The sequence below is a fragment of the Tatumella sp. UCD-D_suzukii genome (genome assembly GCF_000611875.2).
GTDB classification, from domain to species: domain Bacteria; phylum Pseudomonadota; class Gammaproteobacteria; order Enterobacterales; family Enterobacteriaceae; genus Tatumella; species Tatumella ptyseos.
In genome coordinates this window covers 412,211-432,711 of sequence record NZ_JFJX01000001.1, presented here as the reverse complement: position 1 = coordinate 432,711, position 20,501 = coordinate 412,211, and the positions used below count along the sequence as shown (strand labels likewise).

The 20,501-nt window shown below is 51.8% G+C and carries 19 protein-coding genes; 2 read left to right on the top strand and 17 right to left on the bottom strand.

Annotated elements, in window-relative coordinates; translation table 11 throughout:
• Positions 1 to 75: 75 nt before the first annotated feature.
• The gene (locus CG67_RS01980) at positions 76 to 588 is read left to right on the top strand and encodes a GNAT family N-acetyltransferase (protein ID WP_025901309.1); all 513 of its coding nucleotides are present in this window, start codon (positions 76 to 78) and stop codon (positions 586 to 588) included.
• A 25-nt stretch (positions 589 to 613) separates the two neighbouring features.
• On the opposite strand, the gene arfB is transcribed toward CG67_RS01980, so the two are convergent.
• Together arfB and CG67_RS01970 are read right to left on the bottom strand one after the other, a co-directional pair.
• Complete coding sequence (gene arfB, locus CG67_RS01975; RefSeq protein ID WP_025901308.1) at positions 614 to 1,033, bottom strand: alternative ribosome rescue aminoacyl-tRNA hydrolase ArfB; 420 nt, start codon at positions 1,031 to 1,033, stop codon at positions 614 to 616.
• On the bottom strand, positions 1,030 to 1,575 hold the full coding sequence (locus tag CG67_RS01970) for a YaeQ family protein (protein WP_025901307.1): 546 nt from the start codon (positions 1,573 to 1,575) through the stop codon (positions 1,030 to 1,032). The genes arfB and CG67_RS01970 overlap by 4 nt, the downstream gene beginning before the upstream one ends.
• Positions 1,576 to 1,921: 346 nt before the next feature.
• Here CG67_RS01970 and rof point away from each other — a divergent pair, with 346 nt between their 5' ends.
• Positions 1,922 to 2,182: a Rho-binding antiterminator gene (gene rof / locus CG67_RS01965; protein WP_025901306.1), complete on the top strand. Its 261-nt coding sequence runs from the start codon at positions 1,922 to 1,924 to the stop codon at positions 2,180 to 2,182.
• A 53-nt stretch (positions 2,183 to 2,235) separates the two neighbouring features.
• On the opposite strand, the gene tilS is transcribed toward rof, so the two are convergent.
• The 15 genes from tilS to ispC form a co-directional block, all read right to left on the bottom strand.
• The gene (tilS, locus tag CG67_RS01960) at positions 2,236 to 3,552 is read right to left on the bottom strand and encodes a tRNA lysidine(34) synthetase TilS (RefSeq protein WP_025901305.1); all 1,317 of its coding nucleotides are present in this window, start codon (positions 3,550 to 3,552) and stop codon (positions 2,236 to 2,238) included.
• Positions 3,553 to 3,786: 234 nt separating this feature from the next.
• Positions 3,787 to 4,179, bottom strand: a complete 393-nt coding sequence (locus CG67_RS01955) for a VOC family protein (protein ID WP_038011057.1) — start codon at positions 4,177 to 4,179, stop codon at positions 3,787 to 3,789.
• A gap of 132 nt (positions 4,180 to 4,311) precedes the next feature.
• The gene (accA, locus tag CG67_RS01950; protein ID WP_025901303.1) at positions 4,312 to 5,271 is read right to left on the bottom strand and encodes an acetyl-CoA carboxylase carboxyl transferase subunit alpha; all 960 of its coding nucleotides are present in this window, start codon (positions 5,269 to 5,271) and stop codon (positions 4,312 to 4,314) included.
• A 12-nt stretch (positions 5,272 to 5,283) separates the two neighbouring features.
• Positions 5,284 to 8,766 (bottom strand): DNA polymerase III subunit alpha, encoded by a 3,483-nt coding sequence (dnaE, locus tag CG67_RS01945; RefSeq protein ID WP_025901302.1) that lies wholly within the window; start codon positions 8,764 to 8,766, stop codon positions 5,284 to 5,286.
• A 36-nt stretch (positions 8,767 to 8,802) separates the two neighbouring features.
• Positions 8,803 to 9,411: a ribonuclease HII gene (rnhB, locus tag CG67_RS01940; protein ID WP_025901301.1), complete on the bottom strand. Its 609-nt coding sequence runs from the start codon at positions 9,409 to 9,411 to the stop codon at positions 8,803 to 8,805.
• Positions 9,408 to 10,553, bottom strand: coding sequence for a lipid-A-disaccharide synthase (lpxB, locus tag CG67_RS01935; protein ID WP_025901300.1), 1,146 nt, complete (start codon positions 10,551 to 10,553; stop codon positions 9,408 to 9,410). Before lpxB ends, rnhB begins: the two co-directional genes overlap by 4 nt.
• Positions 10,554 to 10,556: 3 nt before the next feature.
• The gene (gene lpxA / locus CG67_RS01930; protein ID WP_025901299.1) at positions 10,557 to 11,345 is read right to left on the bottom strand and encodes an acyl-ACP--UDP-N-acetylglucosamine O-acyltransferase; all 789 of its coding nucleotides are present in this window, start codon (positions 11,343 to 11,345) and stop codon (positions 10,557 to 10,559) included.
• 1 nt (position 11,346) lies between these two features.
• The gene (fabZ, locus tag CG67_RS01925; protein WP_025901298.1) at positions 11,347 to 11,802 is read right to left on the bottom strand and encodes a 3-hydroxyacyl-ACP dehydratase FabZ; all 456 of its coding nucleotides are present in this window, start codon (positions 11,800 to 11,802) and stop codon (positions 11,347 to 11,349) included.
• Positions 11,803 to 11,968: 166 nt separating this feature from the next.
• On the bottom strand, positions 11,969 to 12,994 hold the full coding sequence (gene lpxD, locus CG67_RS01920) for a UDP-3-O-(3-hydroxymyristoyl)glucosamine N-acyltransferase (RefSeq protein ID WP_025901297.1): 1,026 nt from the start codon (positions 12,992 to 12,994) through the stop codon (positions 11,969 to 11,971).
• A gap of 3 nt (positions 12,995 to 12,997) precedes the next feature.
• The gene (gene skp, locus CG67_RS01915; RefSeq protein ID WP_025901296.1) at positions 12,998 to 13,498 is read right to left on the bottom strand and encodes a molecular chaperone Skp; all 501 of its coding nucleotides are present in this window, start codon (positions 13,496 to 13,498) and stop codon (positions 12,998 to 13,000) included.
• Positions 13,499 to 13,608: 110 nt separating this feature from the next.
• Positions 13,609 to 16,023, bottom strand: coding sequence for an outer membrane protein assembly factor BamA (gene bamA / locus CG67_RS01910; protein WP_025901295.1), 2,415 nt, complete (start codon positions 16,021 to 16,023; stop codon positions 13,609 to 13,611).
• 49 nt (positions 16,024 to 16,072) lie between these two features.
• Positions 16,073 to 17,425 carry a sigma E protease regulator RseP gene (gene rseP, locus CG67_RS01905; protein ID WP_025901294.1) on the bottom strand — a complete coding sequence of 451 codons (1,353 nt, stop codon included), beginning with the start codon at positions 17,423 to 17,425 and terminating at the stop codon, positions 16,073 to 16,075.
• Between the two features lie 12 nt (positions 17,426 to 17,437).
• Positions 17,438 to 18,295 (bottom strand): phosphatidate cytidylyltransferase, encoded by an 858-nt coding sequence (gene cdsA, locus CG67_RS01900; RefSeq protein ID WP_025901293.1) that lies wholly within the window; start codon positions 18,293 to 18,295, stop codon positions 17,438 to 17,440.
• Positions 18,296 to 18,313: 18 nt separating this feature from the next.
• Entirely contained in the window at positions 18,314 to 19,066 is a 753-nt protein-coding gene (gene ispU, locus CG67_RS01895) for a (2E,6E)-farnesyl-diphosphate-specific ditrans,polycis-undecaprenyl-diphosphate synthase (protein ID WP_038024464.1), read from the bottom strand.
• A gap of 170 nt (positions 19,067 to 19,236) precedes the next feature.
• Positions 19,237 to 20,430: a 1-deoxy-D-xylulose-5-phosphate reductoisomerase gene (gene ispC / locus CG67_RS01890; RefSeq protein WP_025901291.1), complete on the bottom strand. Its 1,194-nt coding sequence runs from the start codon at positions 20,428 to 20,430 to the stop codon at positions 19,237 to 19,239.
• Between the last annotated feature and the right edge of the window lie 71 nt (positions 20,431 to 20,501).

Below are 20,501 nucleotides of genomic sequence, written 5' to 3'. Positions count from 1 at the left end.
GAAAAACTTCACCCGCGTCAGGCAAATTGCTATTTTGAAAGGCAGACTTTTCCCCAAGGCCAGGGATCCATCCCCATGAAAATTATCACGACAGATACCCCCGATACCTGCAGGGACGGATTAATTGCACTGCTTACCGATAGTGTAAACAGCGGCGCGTCAGTCGGCTTTATCCGCCCGCTGGAAGCAAAGGAAGCGGAGAATTACTGGGAAAGTATTGAGTCATCACTGAAAGAAGGTTCCCGGAGATTACTGGTAGCTTTGCACCAGGAACAGGTAGCCGGTGCGATTCAGATAGCCTTTTGCGGGAAGAAAAACGGGCTGCATCGGGCTGATATTGAAAAGCTGATGGTGCATACCGCTTACCGGCGGCAGGGCATAGCCCGCCAGTTACTGAACTCTGTTGAGACACTGGCCCGGAATAGCGGCCGGACGCTGCTGGTACTGGATACCCGTACCGGCGATGCTGCCTCCCTGCTCTATCAGCAATCCGGTTACCAGCAAGCCGGGACAATCCCTCAGTTTGTGATGAATCATGAGGAGGAAATGGAAAGTACCACCTATTACTACAAATTACTGACGGAATAACTTCCCGTCCCTGGCCGGGCTGCCTTTAGCCTAAATCCCGTACCTTACCCCGCAGGTTTTTAGTGGCAGAATTACGCGATTTCGATTGCAGTCGCCTGATGCGGGAAGCCCGTGTCGGACGGGTCGCTTTCCGGGGGGCCTCTTCATGGATCAGTTCGCGGATAAGATCCACCAGCCGTTCAATGGCGGCCGTCCGGTTTTTATCCTGACTGCGGAAAGACTGGGATTTGATCACGACTATCCCATCCGCGGTGATCAGATGATGGTTTACCTGTAACAGCTTCTGCTGAACCGGCTCAGGAAGCTGTGAGGCTTTGATATCGAAGCGCAGATGGACTGCCGTCGACGCTTTATTCACATGCTGTCCCCCTGCTCCCTGCGCCCGGATAGCACTCAGCCGGATATCCTCAGGATCCAGGGTAATTCCGCGGCCGATGTCGATCATTTTGCTGCCTGCCATTGGGTTAAACGTAATTCAGTATTTCGATCCCCCCCGGAGAGCCAGATCACCTCTTCCTGCAAGGTGACCTGCAGGCTCATATTACGATCAGCAAACTCACTCAGGGTGTTCAGTTGCTGGTCATCAATAAACCAGATGGACAAATTGCTTATCGCCCCCAGCTTATCGCTGTTCTGCTGCCACCACACCCGGGCAGCCCGCTCACTGTAAGCAAAGAGAACCACCTGGTCAGCAAGCGCCGAGGCTTTTTTAAGACGCCGTTCCTCCGGTAAACCCAGTTCAATCCAGAGTCTGACCGTCCCGTAATCGTGATGCAACCAGATCTCTGGCTCTTCGTCGGCCGACAGTCCTTTGGTAAACTGTAATCGTTCGTCCGCATTAATCACCCACGCAAGCAGCCGCAACATCATACGCTCGCGGGTTTCTGAAGGGTGTCGGGCCAGCGTGAGCTGAACATCTGAAAAATATTGCCGGTCGAGATCGGCAATATTCACCGATGCTTTATAAATAGTCGCTTTTAAGGCCATTGCCCCTCCTGTACAGAATTCACCTATTGTAGCGGAAAGGCAGGGGTGATATGAAACAGGATTATATTTTCTGTCGATAGCCTGAAGCTGAGTCAGATCTTGCTATCGGCGTGCCGGAAGACTAGGCTGATCACTCAAATACAGGTAAGCGGGGATACCGGAAGGCGCTTTTGCAGAGCGTGATTGGCTGTGAGGTAATACGCAGACGCTACCAGTAACCCGCTAACCAGGTACTGATGATCAGTTCAGCAGTTCATCCTCCGGTCTGGTGTACGCCGGAATAAGGAGAGGTGGGCTAATCAGGGATTATGCGGTGTTAACCGCTAAGCAATCAAGGTGAGCGACTATGTCAATGAACGATACGTATCAACCCATCAACTGCGATGATTATGACAACCTTGAACTCGCCTGCCAGCACCATCTGGTACTCACTATTGAGCTGAAAAACGGCGAAACACTTCAGGCGAAAGCCAGCGATCTGTTATCCCGGAAAAATGTGGAATACCTGGTTGCGGATGAAAACCATCTCACCCGGGAGCTACGTCTGGACAGTATTGTCAGTTTCAGCCACCCGGAAATCGGTACCGTCACCATCAGCGAAAGCTGATCCCCCTGAAAAGGCAGCCCGCGGGCTGCCTCTCCGCCAGCCTTGAGCCTCTTTCAAGCCTGCCCTGTCCAGTTCAGCCACCAGCAGTCTGCATCAGGCAGATCTTTCGGCTCCGCATATCGGGTGACAAACACTCCCGGCGCACAAACCGGCTCGTCGTTGTAAAACAGAACCGGCGTGGTTTCTCGCCGCCAGGGGGGAATACCACATTCCTGCCAGATCTTTTTCAGGCTTCGGCCACGATCCCGGCCGACAATATAGAGCTTGCCCGGTACCGTGAACCTGACCGATAACCGCTCATCTGCGGTCGGCAGGCGTAACTTTATCCCCTGTTCTGCCGCGGTTAAACAGCCCAGTCCGGCCGGTAAAATCAGAGGTGTCTGTCTGTCTGACCAGTGAAGGACGGTCTGGCGCTGCCCTTCTTTCACTCTGACCCACCACAGATGCTGATCGTAACGCCTCAGTTCCCCTTCTCCTAAGGTCAGACGCGGGTTGGCATCCTCTCGACTCAGGGCTATCTCCTGCCATAGCCGGGCCAGGGCATCGCGTGAAGGCATGGGGGCACCGCAGTGCATCAGCCAGCGCCGTAGTATCGCCGCCCGCCTGACGGCACTGAATCCGGCTAATGGGCCGACAGGGATCGCCTTCTCATTAGTAATGAGGTTATCAAGTTCCGGACGCAATAATTCATCCAGCAGTGCTTCCTGCTCTCCGCACAGTTCCGCACTTCGGGTCACGGCGGCCGTAAAACGGGGCCAGCGCTGTTCAAGCTGAGGAAGGATCTTCAGACGCAGAAAATTACGGTCGTAGGCGGTATCCTGATTACTGTCGTCCTCCACCCAGTGTAACTGGTATTGAGCGGCATAAGTAGCCAGTTGCTGACGGGTGAAAGGAAGTAACGGTCTGAGTAATACCGCTGAGCCAAACCGGAGGACCGGCGGCATGGCTGACAACCCGGCAGGCCCGCTACCCCGTTTCAGCGCCAGCAATAAGGTTTCACATTGATCATCCTGATGATGCGCGGTGACCAGTGCTTCCCCGGGCTGCAGTAGCTCAGAAAATGCCGTATAGCGTGCCTCCCTGGCGGCGGCTTCGATTCCCCGGCCTTCCGTACACAGTGTCACCTTTCTGACCAGTAAAGGGATTGCCAGGTCGTCACAGACCTGCTGGCAATGCTGTTGCCAGTCATCGGCATACCGGCTGATACCATGATGTATATGTACCGCCCGCAGGGTAAGCCCTTTCGTCTGACGTAATCCGGCGAGCATATGGAGCAGTACCGCAGAGTCCATACCGCCACTGAAAGCCACCAGTAAGCGGTCATAGCCCTGCAGTGATAACGTTTCAGGTAACACTGTTGTCTGGCTCATAATCTATGATATTCACAGCAAAGAGAATAACCGGCACGTTAGCGGGAAAGATACCGGCATTCAAGTAGCAGAGAGAATAAACGGCTTTGACGACGGGTCGCTATTCCTGAACAGTATCATGCTGCCTGAACCCGGCCATCCGCGTCCCGGACCCAACAGAGCACAGCTTATGATAATCACGTGTCTGTCCTGCGCTATGCCCACGGGCTACGCCCCACGCCGGAATATCCGCGTCTATAACTGATACAGTTCGAGGGGTAATCCATCGGGGTCGGCGAAGAAGGTAAAGGACTTCCCGGTTAATTCATCCGTTCGGATCGGCTCACAGCTTACGCCTTGTTGTTCCAGTGCGATCACCGCTTGCCGGAGATTTTCAACACTGAAAGCCAGGTGACGCAAACCGGTGGCCTCCGGATAGTTCGGACGGGCAGGCGGTGACGGGAAAGAGAACAGCTCGATGGCATAGTGCCCCTCCAGTGCCAAATCGGCTTTCCAGGAGTCCCTGTCTGCGCGATAAGTCTCTTCGAGTAACGTCAGCCCCAGCACTGTGCAGTAAAAATGCCGGCTCTTCTGATAATCTGAAGCGATAATCGCTATATGATGAATTCCTTTAAGTCCCGGCAGCATTTTTTCTCCGCGAAGTCAGGGATGTTGCCACTCTACGCTAACCGACTTATTCCCCCGGAACAAGGTCCCCTGAATGGCAGGTATAATAAAAAAAGGCCGCCCGCAGGCGACCTTCACTGTCATCGATGATGATCAGGCATAACCGTAATTCATTAAACGCTGATAACGGCGGTTAAGCAGTTCATCTCCGGTTAATGCGTCCAGTTCTGCCAGGTCTGCCAGCAGTTGCTGTTTCAGAGACTGTGCCATCGTTTCCGGATGACGGTGTGCGCCGCCCAGAGGTTCAGGGATCACGGTATCTATCAGTTCCAGCTCTTTCAGGCGCGAGGCGATAATACCCATCGCATCAGCAGCCAGAGGCGCTTTATCTGCACTCTTCCACAAAATGGAGGCACAGCCTTCAGGAGAGATAACAGAATAGGTGCTGTATTGCAGCATATTCACTTTATCACCCACCCCGATAGCCAGAGCGCCCCCTGAGCCACCTTCACCAATGACGGTACAGATCACCGGGACAGTCAGGCCGGACATTTCACGCAAGTTACGTGCAATCGCCTCTGACTGACCACGCTCTTCCGCACCCACGCCCGGATAAGCGCCCGGCGTATCGATAAAGGTCAGTACCGGCATTTTAAAACGCTCGGCCATTTCCATCAGGCGCAGTGCCTTACGGTAACCTTCCGGCGCCGGCATCCCAAAGTTACGACGAATTTTTTCTTTGGTTTCACGTCCTTTCTGATGACCAATAATCATCACCGGACGCCCTTCTAACCGGGCAATTCCGCCAACGATAGCTTTATCATCGGCATAAGCACGGTCTCCGGCCAGTTCATCAAAATCTTCAAAGGCATGACGAATATAATCCAGGGTATAAGGACGCATAGGATGACGGGCAAGCTGTGCCACCTGCCAGGCTCCCAGGTCAGAGAAAATTTTGCGTGTCAGTTCTACGCTTTTCTCACGCAGACGCTGAATTTCCTCGTCCAGATTAATATCATGTTTTTCATCCTGACGACCAATGGATTTCAGCGAATCAATTTTCGCTTCAAGTTCTGCAATTGGTTGTTCAAAATCCAGGTAATTAAGACTCATAATGTTCCTGTTTTAGTCAAACTCCAGTTCCACCTGCTCCGACCCTATCAATAAACGCAAATCGTTGAGCAGACGATCACTGGGCGAGATTCGCCACGATGCACCAAAGCGCAACCTTGCCCGAGCATCCTCTCTCTGATAGTAGAGATGTACCGGAATGGTCCCCGAACGGTACGGTTCCAGGGACTGACGGAGACGGTTTAAAAGCTGGTCATCAATTTGCCTGTCCGTCAGCGAGATAGCAAGACCGCGTGCATACTTTTCACGCGCTTCATCGATATCCATAATTTCCCTGGCGGTCATTTTAAGCCCGCCACTGAAATCATCAAAGCTGACCTGTCCGCTGACGATCAGAATACGATCTTTTTCCAGCAAATGCTGGTATTTATCAAGGGCATCAGTAAACAGCATAACCTCCAGACGCCCTGAGCGGTCATCCAGAGTACAGATGCCAATACGGTTACCACGCTTGGTCACCATAACACGCGCTGCCAAAACCAACCCGGCAGCAACGGTTATCTTACCACGATCTGTCGGGTGCATATCTTTAAGACGTGTTCCCCCGGCATATCGCTCAATTTCTTTCAGATATTGAGTGATCGGATGGCCGGTCAGATACAGTCCCAGCGTTTCCCGCTCGCCATCCAGACGAACCTGTTCCGGCCACGGCATGACGCTGGCATACGACTGTTCGACCTGCTCCGGCTCATCGGCCAGCACACCGAACATATCCGCCTGGCCGATTGCCTCAGCTTTAGCATGCTGATCGGCGGCCTTAAGCGCATCGTTCAGCGAACTCATCAATGCAGCCCGGTGAGGCCCTAACCGATCAAAGGCCCCGGACATTATCAGTTTTTCCATCACCCGGCGATTTATTTTTTTAATATCGGTTCTGGCGCAGAGATCAAACAGCTCCCTGAAATACCCGCCATTGTTTCTTGCTTCAAGGATGGCTTCTATCGGACCTTCGCCGACACCTTTGATAGCACCAATACCATAAACTATCTCGCCCTCATCATTCACATGGAACGGATACAGGCCGGAGTTGATATCCGGAGGTAACACTTTCAGACCCATTCGCCAGCACTCATCCACCAGCCCGACGACTTTCTCTGTGTTATCCATATCCGCCGTCATTACCGCCGCCATAAATTCCGCCGGGTAATGTGCTTTCAGCCACAGGGTTTGATAGGAAACCAGCGCGTAAGCTGCGGAGTGGGATTTGTTAAATCCATACCCGGCAAATTTCTCTACCAGGTCAAAGATTTTCATCGACAGTTCCCCGTCGATACCCATACTCTCTGCGCCATCACGGAATACCGAGCGCTGCTTGGCCATCTCTTCCGGTTTCTTTTTCCCCATGGCACGGCGCAGCATATCTGCCCCGCCCAGGGTATAACCCGCCAGTACCTGGGCTATCTGCATAACCTGTTCCTGGTAGAGGATAATACCATAGGTCGGCTCAAGCACCGGTTGCAGTGATTCATGTTGCCACTGAATATCCGGATAGGAAATGGCCTCACGCCCGTGCTTACGGTCGATAAAGTTATCTACCATTCCGGACTGCAACGGCCCCGGACGGAACAATGCCACCAGGGCTATCATATCTTCGAAACAGTCAGGCTTCAGGCGTTTAATCAGGTCTTTCATACCGCGGGATTCAAGCTGGAATACCGCGGTGGTTTCCGCCCGCTGCAGCATGTCGAAACTTTTCTTATCTTCCAGCGGGATAGACGCAATATCGATAGGCGGTTCGCCTTGCTTTTCCCGCCGGGCATTGATCATCTCTAATGCCCAGTTAATGATAGTCAGGGTACGCAGGCCGAGGAAGTCGAACTTCACCAGCCCTGCATATTCGACATCATTTTTATCAAACTGAGTGACCGGATGCTGACCCAGCTCATCGCAGTACAGCGGGGCAAAGTCAGTAATTTTGGTCGGTGCGATAACCACGCCTCCGGCATGTTTACCGGCATTACGGGTCACCCCTTCCAGCTTACGGGCCATATCGATAAGGGCTTTCACTTCCTCATCGGCTTCATAAATTTCAGGAAGCTGCGGCTCTGCTGCAAACGCTTTTTCCAGGGTCATGCCGGGATCCGGCGGCACCAGTTTGGAAATGCGGTCAACAAAACCGTAAGGATGTCCCAATACACGTCCGACATCACGAATAACCGCTTTCGCCGCCATCGTACCGAAGGTGATGATCTGTGAAACGGCTTCACGGCCGTACATCTCGGCCACGTGATCGATGACCAGGTCCCTCTTTTCCATGCAGAAATCGACGTCAAAGTCAGGCATAGAAACACGTTCGGGGTTCAGGAAACGTTCGAACAGCAGGTCAAATTCCAGCGGATCGAGGTCCGTAATTTTCAGTGCATAAGCGACTAAGGAGCCGGCACCGGATCCCCTGCCAGGCCCCACAGGCACGCCGTTATCCTTGGACCACTGGATAAACTCCATCACTATCAGGAAGTATCCGGGGAATCCCATCTGGTTGATAACGTCGAGCTCTATCTGCAGACGTTCATCATAGGCCGGGCGCTTTGCCTTACGTACTTCCGGGTCCGGAAACAGGAACTCCAGTCGCTCTTCCAGCCCCTGGCGGGAACTGGCAACCAGGAAATCCTCTGTGCTCATATCCCCTGTCGGGAATTGCGGCAGAAAATATTCCCCCAGACGCACCGTGACATTACAGCGACGAGCAATCTCGACACTGTTCTCCAGAGCTTCGGGAATATCGGAGAACAATTCACACATTTCGTCTTCAGTACGCAAATATTGCTGCGCGCTGTACAGGCGGGGACGCTTAGGATCGTCCAGTGTGTAACCATCGTGAATAGTGACACGGATTTCATGCGCATCAAAATCGGTTTCACTCAGAAAGCAGACATCATTCGTGGCAACAACAGGAATATCCTGTTCCCGGGCTAATTCAATCGCCCGATGCAGATATTCTTCTTCATCAGGACGACCGGTGCGATGTAACTCGAGATAATAACGGTCAGGGAAATACTGCTGATAGAATGCGAGGCACTCGTGGACTAATGCGTTGTTCCCGCGTAGCAGGCTGCGACCCACATCTCCTTTACGCCCGCCGGAAAGCAGGATCAAACCTTCGCTAAGTTCGCTGAGCCAGTCGCGATCAATGGTCGGCCCCTGCAGGCCGTATCCCCGTTGATAGGCTTTAGAGATCAGTAAGGTCAGGTTCTGATAACCGGTATTATCACTGGCCAGAACGGTCAGGAAGGTGAGCTCATCCCCCATAAGATCACTGGCAACGCGGAAGTCTGCGCCAATAATCGGTTTTATACCGGCGCCATGCGCTGAACCGTAAAATTTCACCAGCCCGCAAAGGTTAGTGAAATCAGTGATGGCCAGCGCCGGCATATTCAGTGAAGCGGCTTTTTTGACCAACGCCCCCGTCTTCGCCAGTCCATCGATCATGGAATAGTCGCTATGTACGTGCAGATGAATAAAACGGGGTTCAGCCATAAGGGTTCCGGGATTACGATGTAAACTGTCTGAGTGTTATTTTCCGGCAACCGGGGTGGTATCTGTCACTCGCCGGACCGGGGCAAAACTGCGACGATGGAAAGGTGTTGCACCTAATAGCGCCAGTTTTTCCAGGTGGTAAGGTGTCGGGTAGCCTTTATGCTGAGCAAAGCCATATTCCGGAAATAACGTGTCCAGCTCTGCCATTTCCTGGTCACGGGTTACTTTAGCCAGGATAGACGCGGCACTGATTTCTGCCACCAGGCTATCCCCTTTTACCACCGACTGCGCTGCCATCGGTAACGCGGGACAACGGTTACCATCAATCAGCACCATATCAGGCCGGACACTCAGTCCGGCAACAGCGCGCTGCATCGCCAGCATGGTTGCATGCAGGATATTCAGCTGGTCTATCTCTTCAGGCTCAGCCCGTCCGAGACTCCAGCATAACGCTTTCTGTTTAATTTCGTCGTACAACGCTAAGCGGCGCTTTTCGGTCAGTTTCTTGGAATCTGCCAGCCCCTGAATGGGCTGTTCGGGATCCAGAATAACCGCAGCGGTCACCACGGCACCGACCAGCGGCCCGCGCCCGACTTCATCCACACCGGCAATACAGTGTGCCGGCGGGTAGATAAAAGAACTCATTGTGTTAACTCCAGCACAGCCTGTGCTGCCTGTTCATCCGCGTTCCAGCGGATCTGTTGATGCATTTCAGCAAACGTTTCCAGCAGTGCCGTTCTCTCCGGCCCCTGATGAAGCAGCGGATCCAGTGCCCGGGCAAGCAGCTCAGGCTGACATTCATCCTGTAGCAATTCCCGCACCAGTTCTTTTCCGGCTAACAGATTCGGTAACGATACCCATTCTGTTTTTACCAGTCGTTTCGCCAGCCAGAAAGTGAAAGGTTTCATACGATACCCCACTACCATCGGACATTTCGCCAGCATGCACTCGAGGGCTGCGGTTCCGGAGGCCAGGATAGCCGCATCACTGGCTATCATGACATCACGAGCTTGCCCATCCGTCAGGTGTAATACCAGTTCAGGTGCGACCTCAGCTTTAATCGCTTCAAACTGCGCGCGACGACGGGTATTGACCATCGGAACTACGATTTCCAGTGCCGGATAGGTCTGCCGCAGTAATTGCGCAGCTTTCAGGAAATCGGCACTCAGCATCTCAACTTCGGCTTTTCTGCTGCCCGGTAATAATGCAAGGCAGAGGGCATCAGGAGAGAGGGACAGACGTGCCCGGGCCGCGTGTTTATCAGGTTGCAGAGGAATACTGTCGGCCATTGTATGGCCGATAAAACGGCACGGCACCTGAAATTTATCGTAGAAGGCTTTTTCAAAGGGCAGGAAGGCCAGTACCAGATCGGTGTTACGACCAATTTTAAATACCCGCTTCTGCCGCCATGCCCAGACTGACGGGCTGACATAATGAATGGTCCGGATACCTGCGCGTTTCAGGCGTCCTTCCAGCGGAATATTGAAATCCGGCGCATCGATTCCGACAAAGACATCCGGCCGGAGCGCAGTGAGTCGTTGGGTCAGATCCCGGCGGATTTTCAGCAAACGGGGAAGACGGCCAAGGACTTCAACAATCCCCATCACCGCCAGTTCTTCCATCTCATACCATGCTTCACAACCTTCCGCCTGCATCAGGGGGCCGGCAACACCCACAAAGCGGATATCAGGATGTTTTGCTTTAAGAGCCCGGATAAGGCCTGCACCAAGAATATCGCCGGAGGTTTCTCCGGCGATAAGTGCAACAGTCAGTGGACGCATCGCCATTCGTTACCGGATAAGCCCACGGGTGGAACGGGCGAAGAAATCATAGAAAGGCCGGACTTCAGCATGAGCTTGCGCCAGGGCTTCAATCTCTGGCTTCACTTCATCCAGGGTTTTACCACTGCGATACAGAAGCTTATAAGCATTACGGATGGCATGCAGCGCTTCTTTACTGAAACCACGGCGTTTCAGACCTTCAATATTAATACCGAACGGTGTGGCGTGATTCCCCTGAGCAATAACATAAGGAGGAACGTCCTGAGCCACCCCGGAACAACCGCCGACCATGACATGAGCACCGATGGTGCACCACTGATGGACTGCCGTCATCCCGCCAATAATCGCAAAGTCATCAACCGTCACATGACCGGCCAGGGTTGCATTATTCGCAAAGATACAGCGGTTACCAATCTGACAGTCATGGGCAATATGAGTATTCACCATCAACAGATTATCACTGCCGACAACCGTCACACCGCCACCCTGAGCCGTTCCGCGATGAATGGTCACACTCTCACGAATACGGTTGCGATCGCCGATGACAACACGGGTCTCTTCTTTCGCGTATTTCAGATCCTGGTTCACTTCACCGATAGAAGCAAACTGGTAGATCTCGTTCTCTTTACCAATGCGCGTATGTCCGTTAATGACAATATGAGAGTTCAGGACAGTGCCTTCACCAATCTCAACATTGGGGCCGATTACGCAGAACGGTCCGATACGGACTCCGGGTCCGATAATTGCGCCCTCTTCAATGACAGAAGAGGGGTGGATGCTGGCGGTTTTATCAATCACGTTATGACTCCCGGCTACGGGCACACATCATTGTTGCTTCACAAACAACTTTGCCATCGACTGTAGCAACACCGCTGAAACGCGTCAAACCACGACGGGTTTTTTCAAAAGTCACTTCCATCACCATCTGGTCTCCCGGAACGACAGGACGTTTGAAACGTGCACTATCAATCCCTGCGAAGTAGTACAGCTCGCCGGGTTCCAGTTTACCTACGCTTTTAAACGCCAGGATGCCGGTAGCCTGAGCCATCGCTTCCAGGATTAACACACCAGGAAAAATCGGTTTACCCGGGAAATGCCCCTGAAAGAAAGGCTCATTCACAGTCACGTTTTTAACGGCCCGCAAATATTTGTGTGGTTCAAAATCCAGAACACGATCAACCAGTAAAAACGGATAGCGGTGTGGCAGCAGTTCCAGAATCTCTTCAATTTGCAGAGTATGTATTTCAGTAGTCAAAATACTCTTCCTGTCCTAAAAATCTGTTATCAATAATAACACGACCTGCATGATCAATTGATACATCGCAGGTCGCAAATATAAAAGTGTCGGATCAGCACGAAGAGCCATGGAACCGGATGTACTGCTCCGGGATATTCCGTGACTCTTACCGGTTAAGTTATGGTTAGTTATCTTTACCGGTTTTACGCTCGATAGCTTTCAGGCGTTTGTTCATATCATCGATATTCATGACCAGGGCCGCGGTCTTACGCCAGGCTTTGTTTGCCTGCAGCGGTATCCCTGAAGAATAGACCCCCGGTTCAGTGATAGGCCGCATGACCATCCCCATTCCGGTGACCGTTACTTTATCACAAATTTCCATATGACCATTGATTACACTGGCGCCACCAATCATGCAGTAACGGCCAATTTTCAGGCTTCCCGCCATAATCACACCACCGGCAACTGCCGTATTGTCGCCAATTATGACATTGTGCGCAATCTGACATTGGTTATCGATGATAACTCCGTTACCGATTTGGGTATTATCCAGCGCCCCGCGGTCGATAGTCGTACAGGCACCAATCTCTACCCGGTCACCGATAACCACCGAACCAAGTTGCGGTATCTTCACCCAATTGCCGCGATCATTGGCATAACCGAAGCCATCAGCTCCGATCACCGTCCCTGACTGCACCAGACAATTTTCGCCGATAATCACTTCATGATAAACAGAAACGTTAGCCCACAGCCGGGTACCCGCTCCAATCCGCGTTTTTTTACCGACAAAACAACCCGCCCCTATCACGACGTTATCACCCAGTTCTGCACCGGATTCGATAACAGCATTCGCCCCGATAGCCACATTAGCACCCAGCCGGGCCTGTGGAGAGACAACCGCACCCGGGCCGATATTCTCGGCAGGCGATGGGGTCGTATCCAGAAGCTGCGCCATACGCGCATAGGTCAGATAAGGGTCTTTCACAACCAGTGCTGCACTTTGGCACCACTCCAGATCCGCTTCCGTCAGCACCACAGCATCGGCTTTACAATGCGCAAGCTGCTCGCGGTAACGACTGTTGGCCAGGAAAGTTATTTTTCCGCTTGTTGCGGATTGCATAGAAGCAATGCCGGAGATGGCAATATCGCCATCTCCGTGCAATTCTGCATCTAACTGCTGCGCTAAATCAGCCAGTCGAATAGATGACATCAATTATTTAACCTGTTTCAGCACGTCAGCAGTAATGTCTTTCGCATCCGCAGCATACGCCACAGCGTTAGAGTCGATCACAACATCATAACCTTCACTGCTGGCGACTTTTTTCACTGCATCCTGAATACGGCTCAGTAATTTATTACGCTCTTCAGACTGACGGCGATTATTGTCCTGTTCAAAAGCCTGGGCTTTTTCAGAAAAACTTTCGCGCTGAGTCATCAGTTCTTTTTCGGTACGGGCACGATCGCTCGCTTTCATCGTAGAAGCATTACGCTGAAAGTTCTGCATCTGTGCCTGAAGCGCGCGTTCCTGAGTCTGCAAATCAGTTGCACGACCCTTGAACTCGTTTTGCAGCTGGCGGGCAACTGCAGCACGCTGAGGCATTTGCTGAAAAATGCTGGACACATTGACGACTGCAATTTTATCAGCGGCCTGCGCAGCCACAGAAGAAGCAGCCAGAGCGAGACCAAGACCTGCGGCACATAACAACTTTTTCACTATAAACTCCTTACCATCACCGTTTGTGTCTTTAAGACACTGTTTTTGCAAACAACAGCGGTGTTAAACACCCCTGTTGTGCAATTTTTTAACATGCTACGGGTAACCCGTTAAAACGTATTACCGATGTTGAACTGGAACTGCTCTGCCTTGTCGCCGGTGTATTTCTTCATTGGCTGGGCATATGAGAACACCAGTGGTCCCAGAGGCGACATCCATTGCAGTGAAACACCACTGGAAACACGGATATTGCCAGGCTTGTTGTAGTTCGGGATGCCTAATGCTTCTGTTTCTGACGTATTCTGCCAGGCAGTATCCCATACCGAGCCTGCATCAACAAACAGAGACGTACGCAGAGAATTCGCATATTTCTCACTGACGAACGGCGTTGGCGTAATCAGTTCCAGGCTGGCTACCGCCATCGCGTTACCACCGACGGCATCATCAGATGAACAGATATTGCCTGAAGAGGTTCCGCAGTTCGAATCTGTACCGTATTTATAATAGATAGCTTTCGGCCCGATAGTGTTCGAACGGAAGCCCCGGACAGTACTTGACCCCCCGGCATAGAAGTTTTCATAGAACGGCATTTCTTTACCGCCCAGACCATCGCCATAACCCAGACGGCCTCTGCCCAACAACACCCAGGTACGGTCATTGTTTAGCGGCACGTACTGCTGCGAGTCCAGCGTCATTTTGTAGTACTCGTTATCTGAACCCGGAATAGTGATTTTACCGTTCAGGTTGGTCCGGTTACCGGCGGTCGGGAAGAATCCGCGATCCAGGGTGTTATAGGTCCAGCCATAGTTAAAGGTGAAATCATCCGTTGAATAATTACTGCCATCGTTATCCGTTGACAGATGTTTACCCATGGAGTCGAAATAACGCCACATCGCTATCTGAGGTTGCATGTCAGATAAGTCATTGTGCACATAACCTAAACCAACGCGCAGGGTATTATTCTCATTTACCGGGAAGCCCAGTGTACCGTCCGTACCGTAACTGCGGTTCGTATAATCTGACAGGTCGGCATCATCAGCCTTAAAGTCATTATAGAACACACGTCCGCCGAGGCTGACGCCATCCACGGTGAAGTAAGGGTCCGTCATCGACAGTTCGGCGTAGGTCTGGTAATCGTTTTTGGTCCCACTGATACCGACCGTATTACCGGTGCCCATCCAGTTATCCTGGGTAACGCCTACCTGGAAGCTGACACCACTTTCCGTACCGTAGCCGACACCGATATTGAATGAACCGGTATTACGCTCCTTGACGTTATAAATGACATCAACCTGATCCGGGGAGCCCGGAACACGCTGAGTATCGACATCAACGCTATCAAAATACCCGGTACGGTTCAGACGATCTTTGCCCTGTTCGACCAGATTACTGCCCAGCCACGCGCCTTCCATCTGACGCATTTCGCGACGCAGAACAGAATCTTTGGACGTATCATTGCCACGGAAAATGATCTTACGAACATAATAACGATTGCCGGCATCCACACTAACGTGCAGCTTCACCGTCTTATCTTTATCGATAATTTCCGGTTGGGTCATTACCCGCGGATAGGCGTAGCCATAGTTACCTAACAGCTTCTTAATGCTGTCTTCGATAGCCGTCACCTTCGCACCGCTGTATAACTCACCCGGCGGGATCTTCGCCAGATTTTCGATCTCTGCCGAATGCCCGGCCATATCACCGTTCACTACCACACCGGCTATCTTGTACTGACTGCCTTCGGTAATGTTAACCGTAATATAAATGCCTTTTTTGTCCGGCGTCAGGCTGACCTGCGTCGAATCAATGTTAAAGCGGGCATAACCGCGATCCAGATAGAAACTCCGTAACGTCTCAAGGTCTCCGGCCAGTTTCTGCTTCTGGTACTTACGATCAGCAACCACGTTCCACCAGGGCACTTCATCCCGTAACTGGAAGTGGGAAAGCAGCTCATCAGAACTGAAGGCTTTATTACCAACAATGTTAATTTGTTGAATTTTTGCCGATACGCCTTCCGTAAAGACCAGTTTCAGGTCCACACGGTTTCGGGGCAGAGGCGTAACAATCGCTTTCACACTGGCGGAGTATTTACCCACGCTGTAGTAGAAATCTTCCAGGCCCTTTTCGATTGAGGAGATGGTCGTACGATCAAGCGCATCACCGACACGCACCCCGGAGGCTTCCAGGTTCTGTTTCAGCTGATCGTCTTTTACCGATTTATTTCCTGAGAAAGTAATACTGGCAATTGTCGGACGTTCTTTCACCTTAACAATCAGGTCGCCGCCTTCACGCAGTACCTGAACGTCGTCGAAATTACCGGTGGCAAACAGTGAACGGATAGTATTACTGATATCTTCATCATTCACCGTATCGCCAACACGAACAGGCATGCTAAGCAAGGCCGCCCCGACGGCAACTCGCTGCAGCCCTTCGAAATGAATATCTTTCACCACGAAATTGTCTGCACCGTACACGGTGGCGCTGCTGAACAGCAGCGACGCTATGAGCAACTTTTTCATCGCCATCGTTATTATGCGTGTTCCTAACTCATCCCCGCTCGCAGAATTCCGTTATCTACAAACGTGAGAAATCATTGAAAAGTGCAAGCCCCATTAATAACACCAGCGCAATAGAGCCAATGCGATAACTGAAGTCCTGAACTCGCTCAGACACTGGTCCACCTTTGATCTTCTCAATCAACAGGAAAAGCAAATGCCCACCATCTAACACCGGTAACGGGACAAGATTGATTATCCCCAGATTGACACTAATCAATGCCAAAAACATCAAATAGTATATCACTCCGTATTCAGCCGATATCCCTGCGCCCTGCGCTATAGAAATCGGCCCACTGAGATTTTTCAGCTTAATATCACCGGTTACTAATTTCCCCAGCATTGACGCTGTCAGTTTCACTAGCTGCCAGGTTTTTACACCTGCTTCGCCGATGGCAACGACAGGGCCATATTGCCGCAAGGTTTTATATTGATCAGGAAGCGGTTGAACGCGGGGGATAACCCCGGCGAATCCCTCTTCTTTCTGACCGACTGTTTTCACCGACGGTGTCAGCGTTAATGTCCGGATATCCCCTTCACGCTCAACGTCCAACGTTAAAGGTTTCCCGGGATTATCTCTGACCCCGGCCACAAACATTTGCCAGTTCACAGCGGGTTCACCGTCGACTTTAACGATCCTGTCTCCGGCTTGCAAACCTGCCAGTGCCGCAGGTGAACTTTTTTGCACTTCTGCAAGCGTGGTTTCAATCACCGGGCCTTTAGGGACAATCCCTAAAGATAACACGGGATCCTGCTTTTCCGGGTCAAAGACCCAGTGATGCAAGTCCAGGTGTTTCTCCACGGTCACTGATTGTCCGAAAGTTTCAAGGGTAATATTGACGCCACTGTCGCCTATTTTCCCCATCAATGCCATACGAACAGCATCCCAGTCAGGCGTTTCGATACCATCAATCGCTTTAAGTTCCATTCCGGGCTGAATTTGCGCTTGCTGAGCAATCGAATTGTTGATTATTTCGCCGGTTACTGGCTTTATGCCAGGGACACCATGCATAAAAACCAGCCAGTAGGCAAACAACGCGAAAATAAAGTTAGCGACAGGACCAGCAGCCACAATAGCCGCTCGCTGAGAGAGGGTTTTCCGGGTAAATGCTTCATGCAGCCTGGCCGCAGGAACCTCCCCTGCCCGCTCATCCAGCATTTTGACATATCCACCCAGAGGGATTAATGCGAGTACATACTCCGTGCCCTGTTTGTCTTTTTTACGCCACAAGGCAGGCCCGAAGCCGATAGAGAAACGCTCGACCCAGACCCCGCAACGACGTGCGACCCAAAAATGGCCGAATTCGTGGACGGTAATCAAAATCCCCAGTGCCACTACGAATGCGCCAAGACTCCAGAGTATGCTGCCCATCACGACACATCCTTAAGCTACATGGAAAACCAAAAGCAATAAACAGGCAAAAACAGGGATCGCGGCGGTCAGGCTGTCGATTCTGTCAAGGATACCGCCATGCCCGGGAATAAGGTTACCGCTGTCTTTAATACCGGCTTCACGCTTGAACATGCTTTCGGTCAGATCACCCAGCACAGAAGCCAGCGTAGCAATAATCGCGCAAATCAGCAAAGTACGACTGTCCACCGTTAAGGGTGCCAGCAGGGAAAATACCCACGCAATAATCGAAGAAGAAATCAGGCCACCGGCAAAACCTTCCCAGGTTTTGCCCGGAGAAACTTTCGGGGCCAGTTTGTGACGGCCGAAGAGTTTACCGAACATATAAGCCCCGGAATCCGCCCCCCACACCAGCAACATAACAAACAGCAGCCACCAGGCCCCGGCAAAGTGATCACTGTTATAGTGATACTGGCGCAGCGCTATCATTCCCCAAAAGAAAGGCACCAGCGTCAGTGCGCCAAAGGCCAGACGGAGGAAGCGGGATTGACGCCAAAGAGAGGCAGATGCCGGATAAAACAGAACCAGCAACAGAGCCACTGTCCACCAGCTCAGGGAAACCCATAAGGAGAGTGCCACCGGAGGTTGATGAATATCACTCTGGTAAGACGGCAGAGAAAATATCATCAAGGAAAGGAGCAGACCAAAAAGTACGGCAACCCATACCCGTTGGCCGGTTTGCATAAACCCTGCAAACTGCCCCCATTCCCAGGCGGCCAGCATGCAGATAACCAGAACGATAATTTTGAAACCGATCGGCGGTAACCAAAATAATGCAATGATTACCAGCGGTATCAGTATCATCGCGGTAATCAAACGTGACTTTAACAAAGGTTACCCCCGGTCCATTTATTCGCCATCGGGTGCTGCGCCACCAAACCGGCGCTCTCGTTGAGAGAAGGCATCCAGCGCACCCTGAAATACTTGTTCATCGAAATCGGGCCAGAGAACATCACTAAAGTAAAACTCTGCATAAGCAACCTGCCACAACAGAAAATTACTGATCCGATGTTCTCCCCCAGTCCTTATCACTAAATCAACCGGAGACAGATGACATAAGCAGAGCTGCTCTCCCAGCATTTCTTCCGTGATATCTTCAGGGCATAATTGCCCCTGCTGTACTTTACTCGCCAGTTGCCGGACACCATCAATGATATCCCAGCGGCCGCCATAGTTTGCAGCAATATTTAACGTCAAACCGGTATTCTGAGCTGTCAGAGACTCCGCACTACGGATACGCTGCTGAATACGCGGACTAAAACGTTGTACATCACCGATGATTTTCAGACGAACGTTGTTTTTATGCAGGCTTTTCACTTCGCTGTCGAGCGCCCAGACGAAGAGTTCCATCAGTGCAGAAACCTCCTGTTCAGGACGATTCCAGTTTTCACTACTGAATGCATACAGGGTCAGAGCTTCCATCTCACAGGTGACAGCGAATTTTACCGCACGCCTGACAGCCTTAGCTCCGGCCCTGTGTCCCGATATACGTAACTTTCCCTGGTTTTTCGCCCAGCGCCCGTTACCATCCATGATGATAGCAACGTGCCGCGGCAGCGCCCTGTATGTGTCAGGAGTGTTTTGTTGATATTGGGACGACATAATGCGTATTAAATTCCTTTCATCAGAGAGCCAGATATCTCTGAATACTTTCTGCTCGCAAAAATCTTTCACCAGTGAGGCCGGTAAAAGCCCCTGCACACCTCTGAAATATCAGCATGCGACTATACCATTTTCGCCTGATTCGGACAAATAGCAGCTTAACAAACCCGCTATTGCAACGTCGCCAGCAGATCGCCCGTGATCCGGCGAGTCTGCTCGTCAATCTCCATGACCGACTCCACGCTATCCGGTTCCGCAAACTGTACAGTTTCCAGTACCTGATGGTTGAGTGCAGCAATATCCGTAAAGCGGATACGCCCGTTAAGAAATGCCTCAACCGCTATCTCATTAGCTGCATTCAGTGCGGTGGTCGCCGCCTGCCCTGCAGCACAGGCGTCTATTGCCAGCTTCAGGCAAGGATAACGTTGGTAGTCCGGCGCCAGGAATGTCAGGGCTCCGAGCCTGGTAAAATCCAGGGGCTTCACCGAGGCTGGTATTCTGTCGGGCCATGCCATGGAATGAGCGATGGGTGTACGCATATCAGGAGAGCCTAACTGGGCCAGTACGCTGCCATCACAATAGCGCACCATTGAGTGGATAACGGACTGCGGGTGGATCACCACTTCCATTTGCGAATCAGTCGCGTTAAATAGCCAGCGAGCTTCAATGTATTCAAGACCTTTATTCATCATAGTGGCCGAATCAACCGATATTTTTCTTCCCATTGACCAGTTCGGGTGGGCACACGCTTGCGCCGGTGTCATTGAGGAGAGTCCGGTCAGCGGCACATCCCGAAAAGGGCCGCCGGAGCCGGTCAGAATAACGGAATCAACGCCACTATTACGCAGATCAGCGTACCCTAATTGCTGTTGTATAACAGCAGGCAAACTCTGAAAAATGGCATTATGTTCACTGTCGACAGGCATCAGACAAGCCCCGGAACGCCGGACCTCCTCCATAAACAGTCCGCCACAGGTCACCAACGATTCTTTATTCGCCAGCAGTACCCTTTTACCTGCACGTATGGCCGAAAGTGTGGGTAACAAGCCGGAGGCACCGACAATGGCTGCCATCACGTGATCCACTTCCGGTAATGCGGCCAGTTCACAGGCGGCCTGAACGCCGGAGAGCACTTCAGTATCAACCTTCAATGCTTTCAGTCGTTCACGCAATTCACTGGCAGCGGCTTCCGTCGCCATTGCGGCGTAAGCGGGCCTGAATTCACTGCACTGGGTCGCCATTAACGCGGCGTTATTTCCCGCGACAAGAGCAGTCACCTGGTATTGCTCAGGGTTTTCCCGCACCACAGACAACGTACTGGTTCCGATAGAGCCAGTTGACCCGAGTAACGTCAGACGTTTCATCAATATGTCCATCAAAAATTAAGGGGGTAAAAATATGACTTTAGGCAGAGCGCTTAGCAATGTAAAACGCC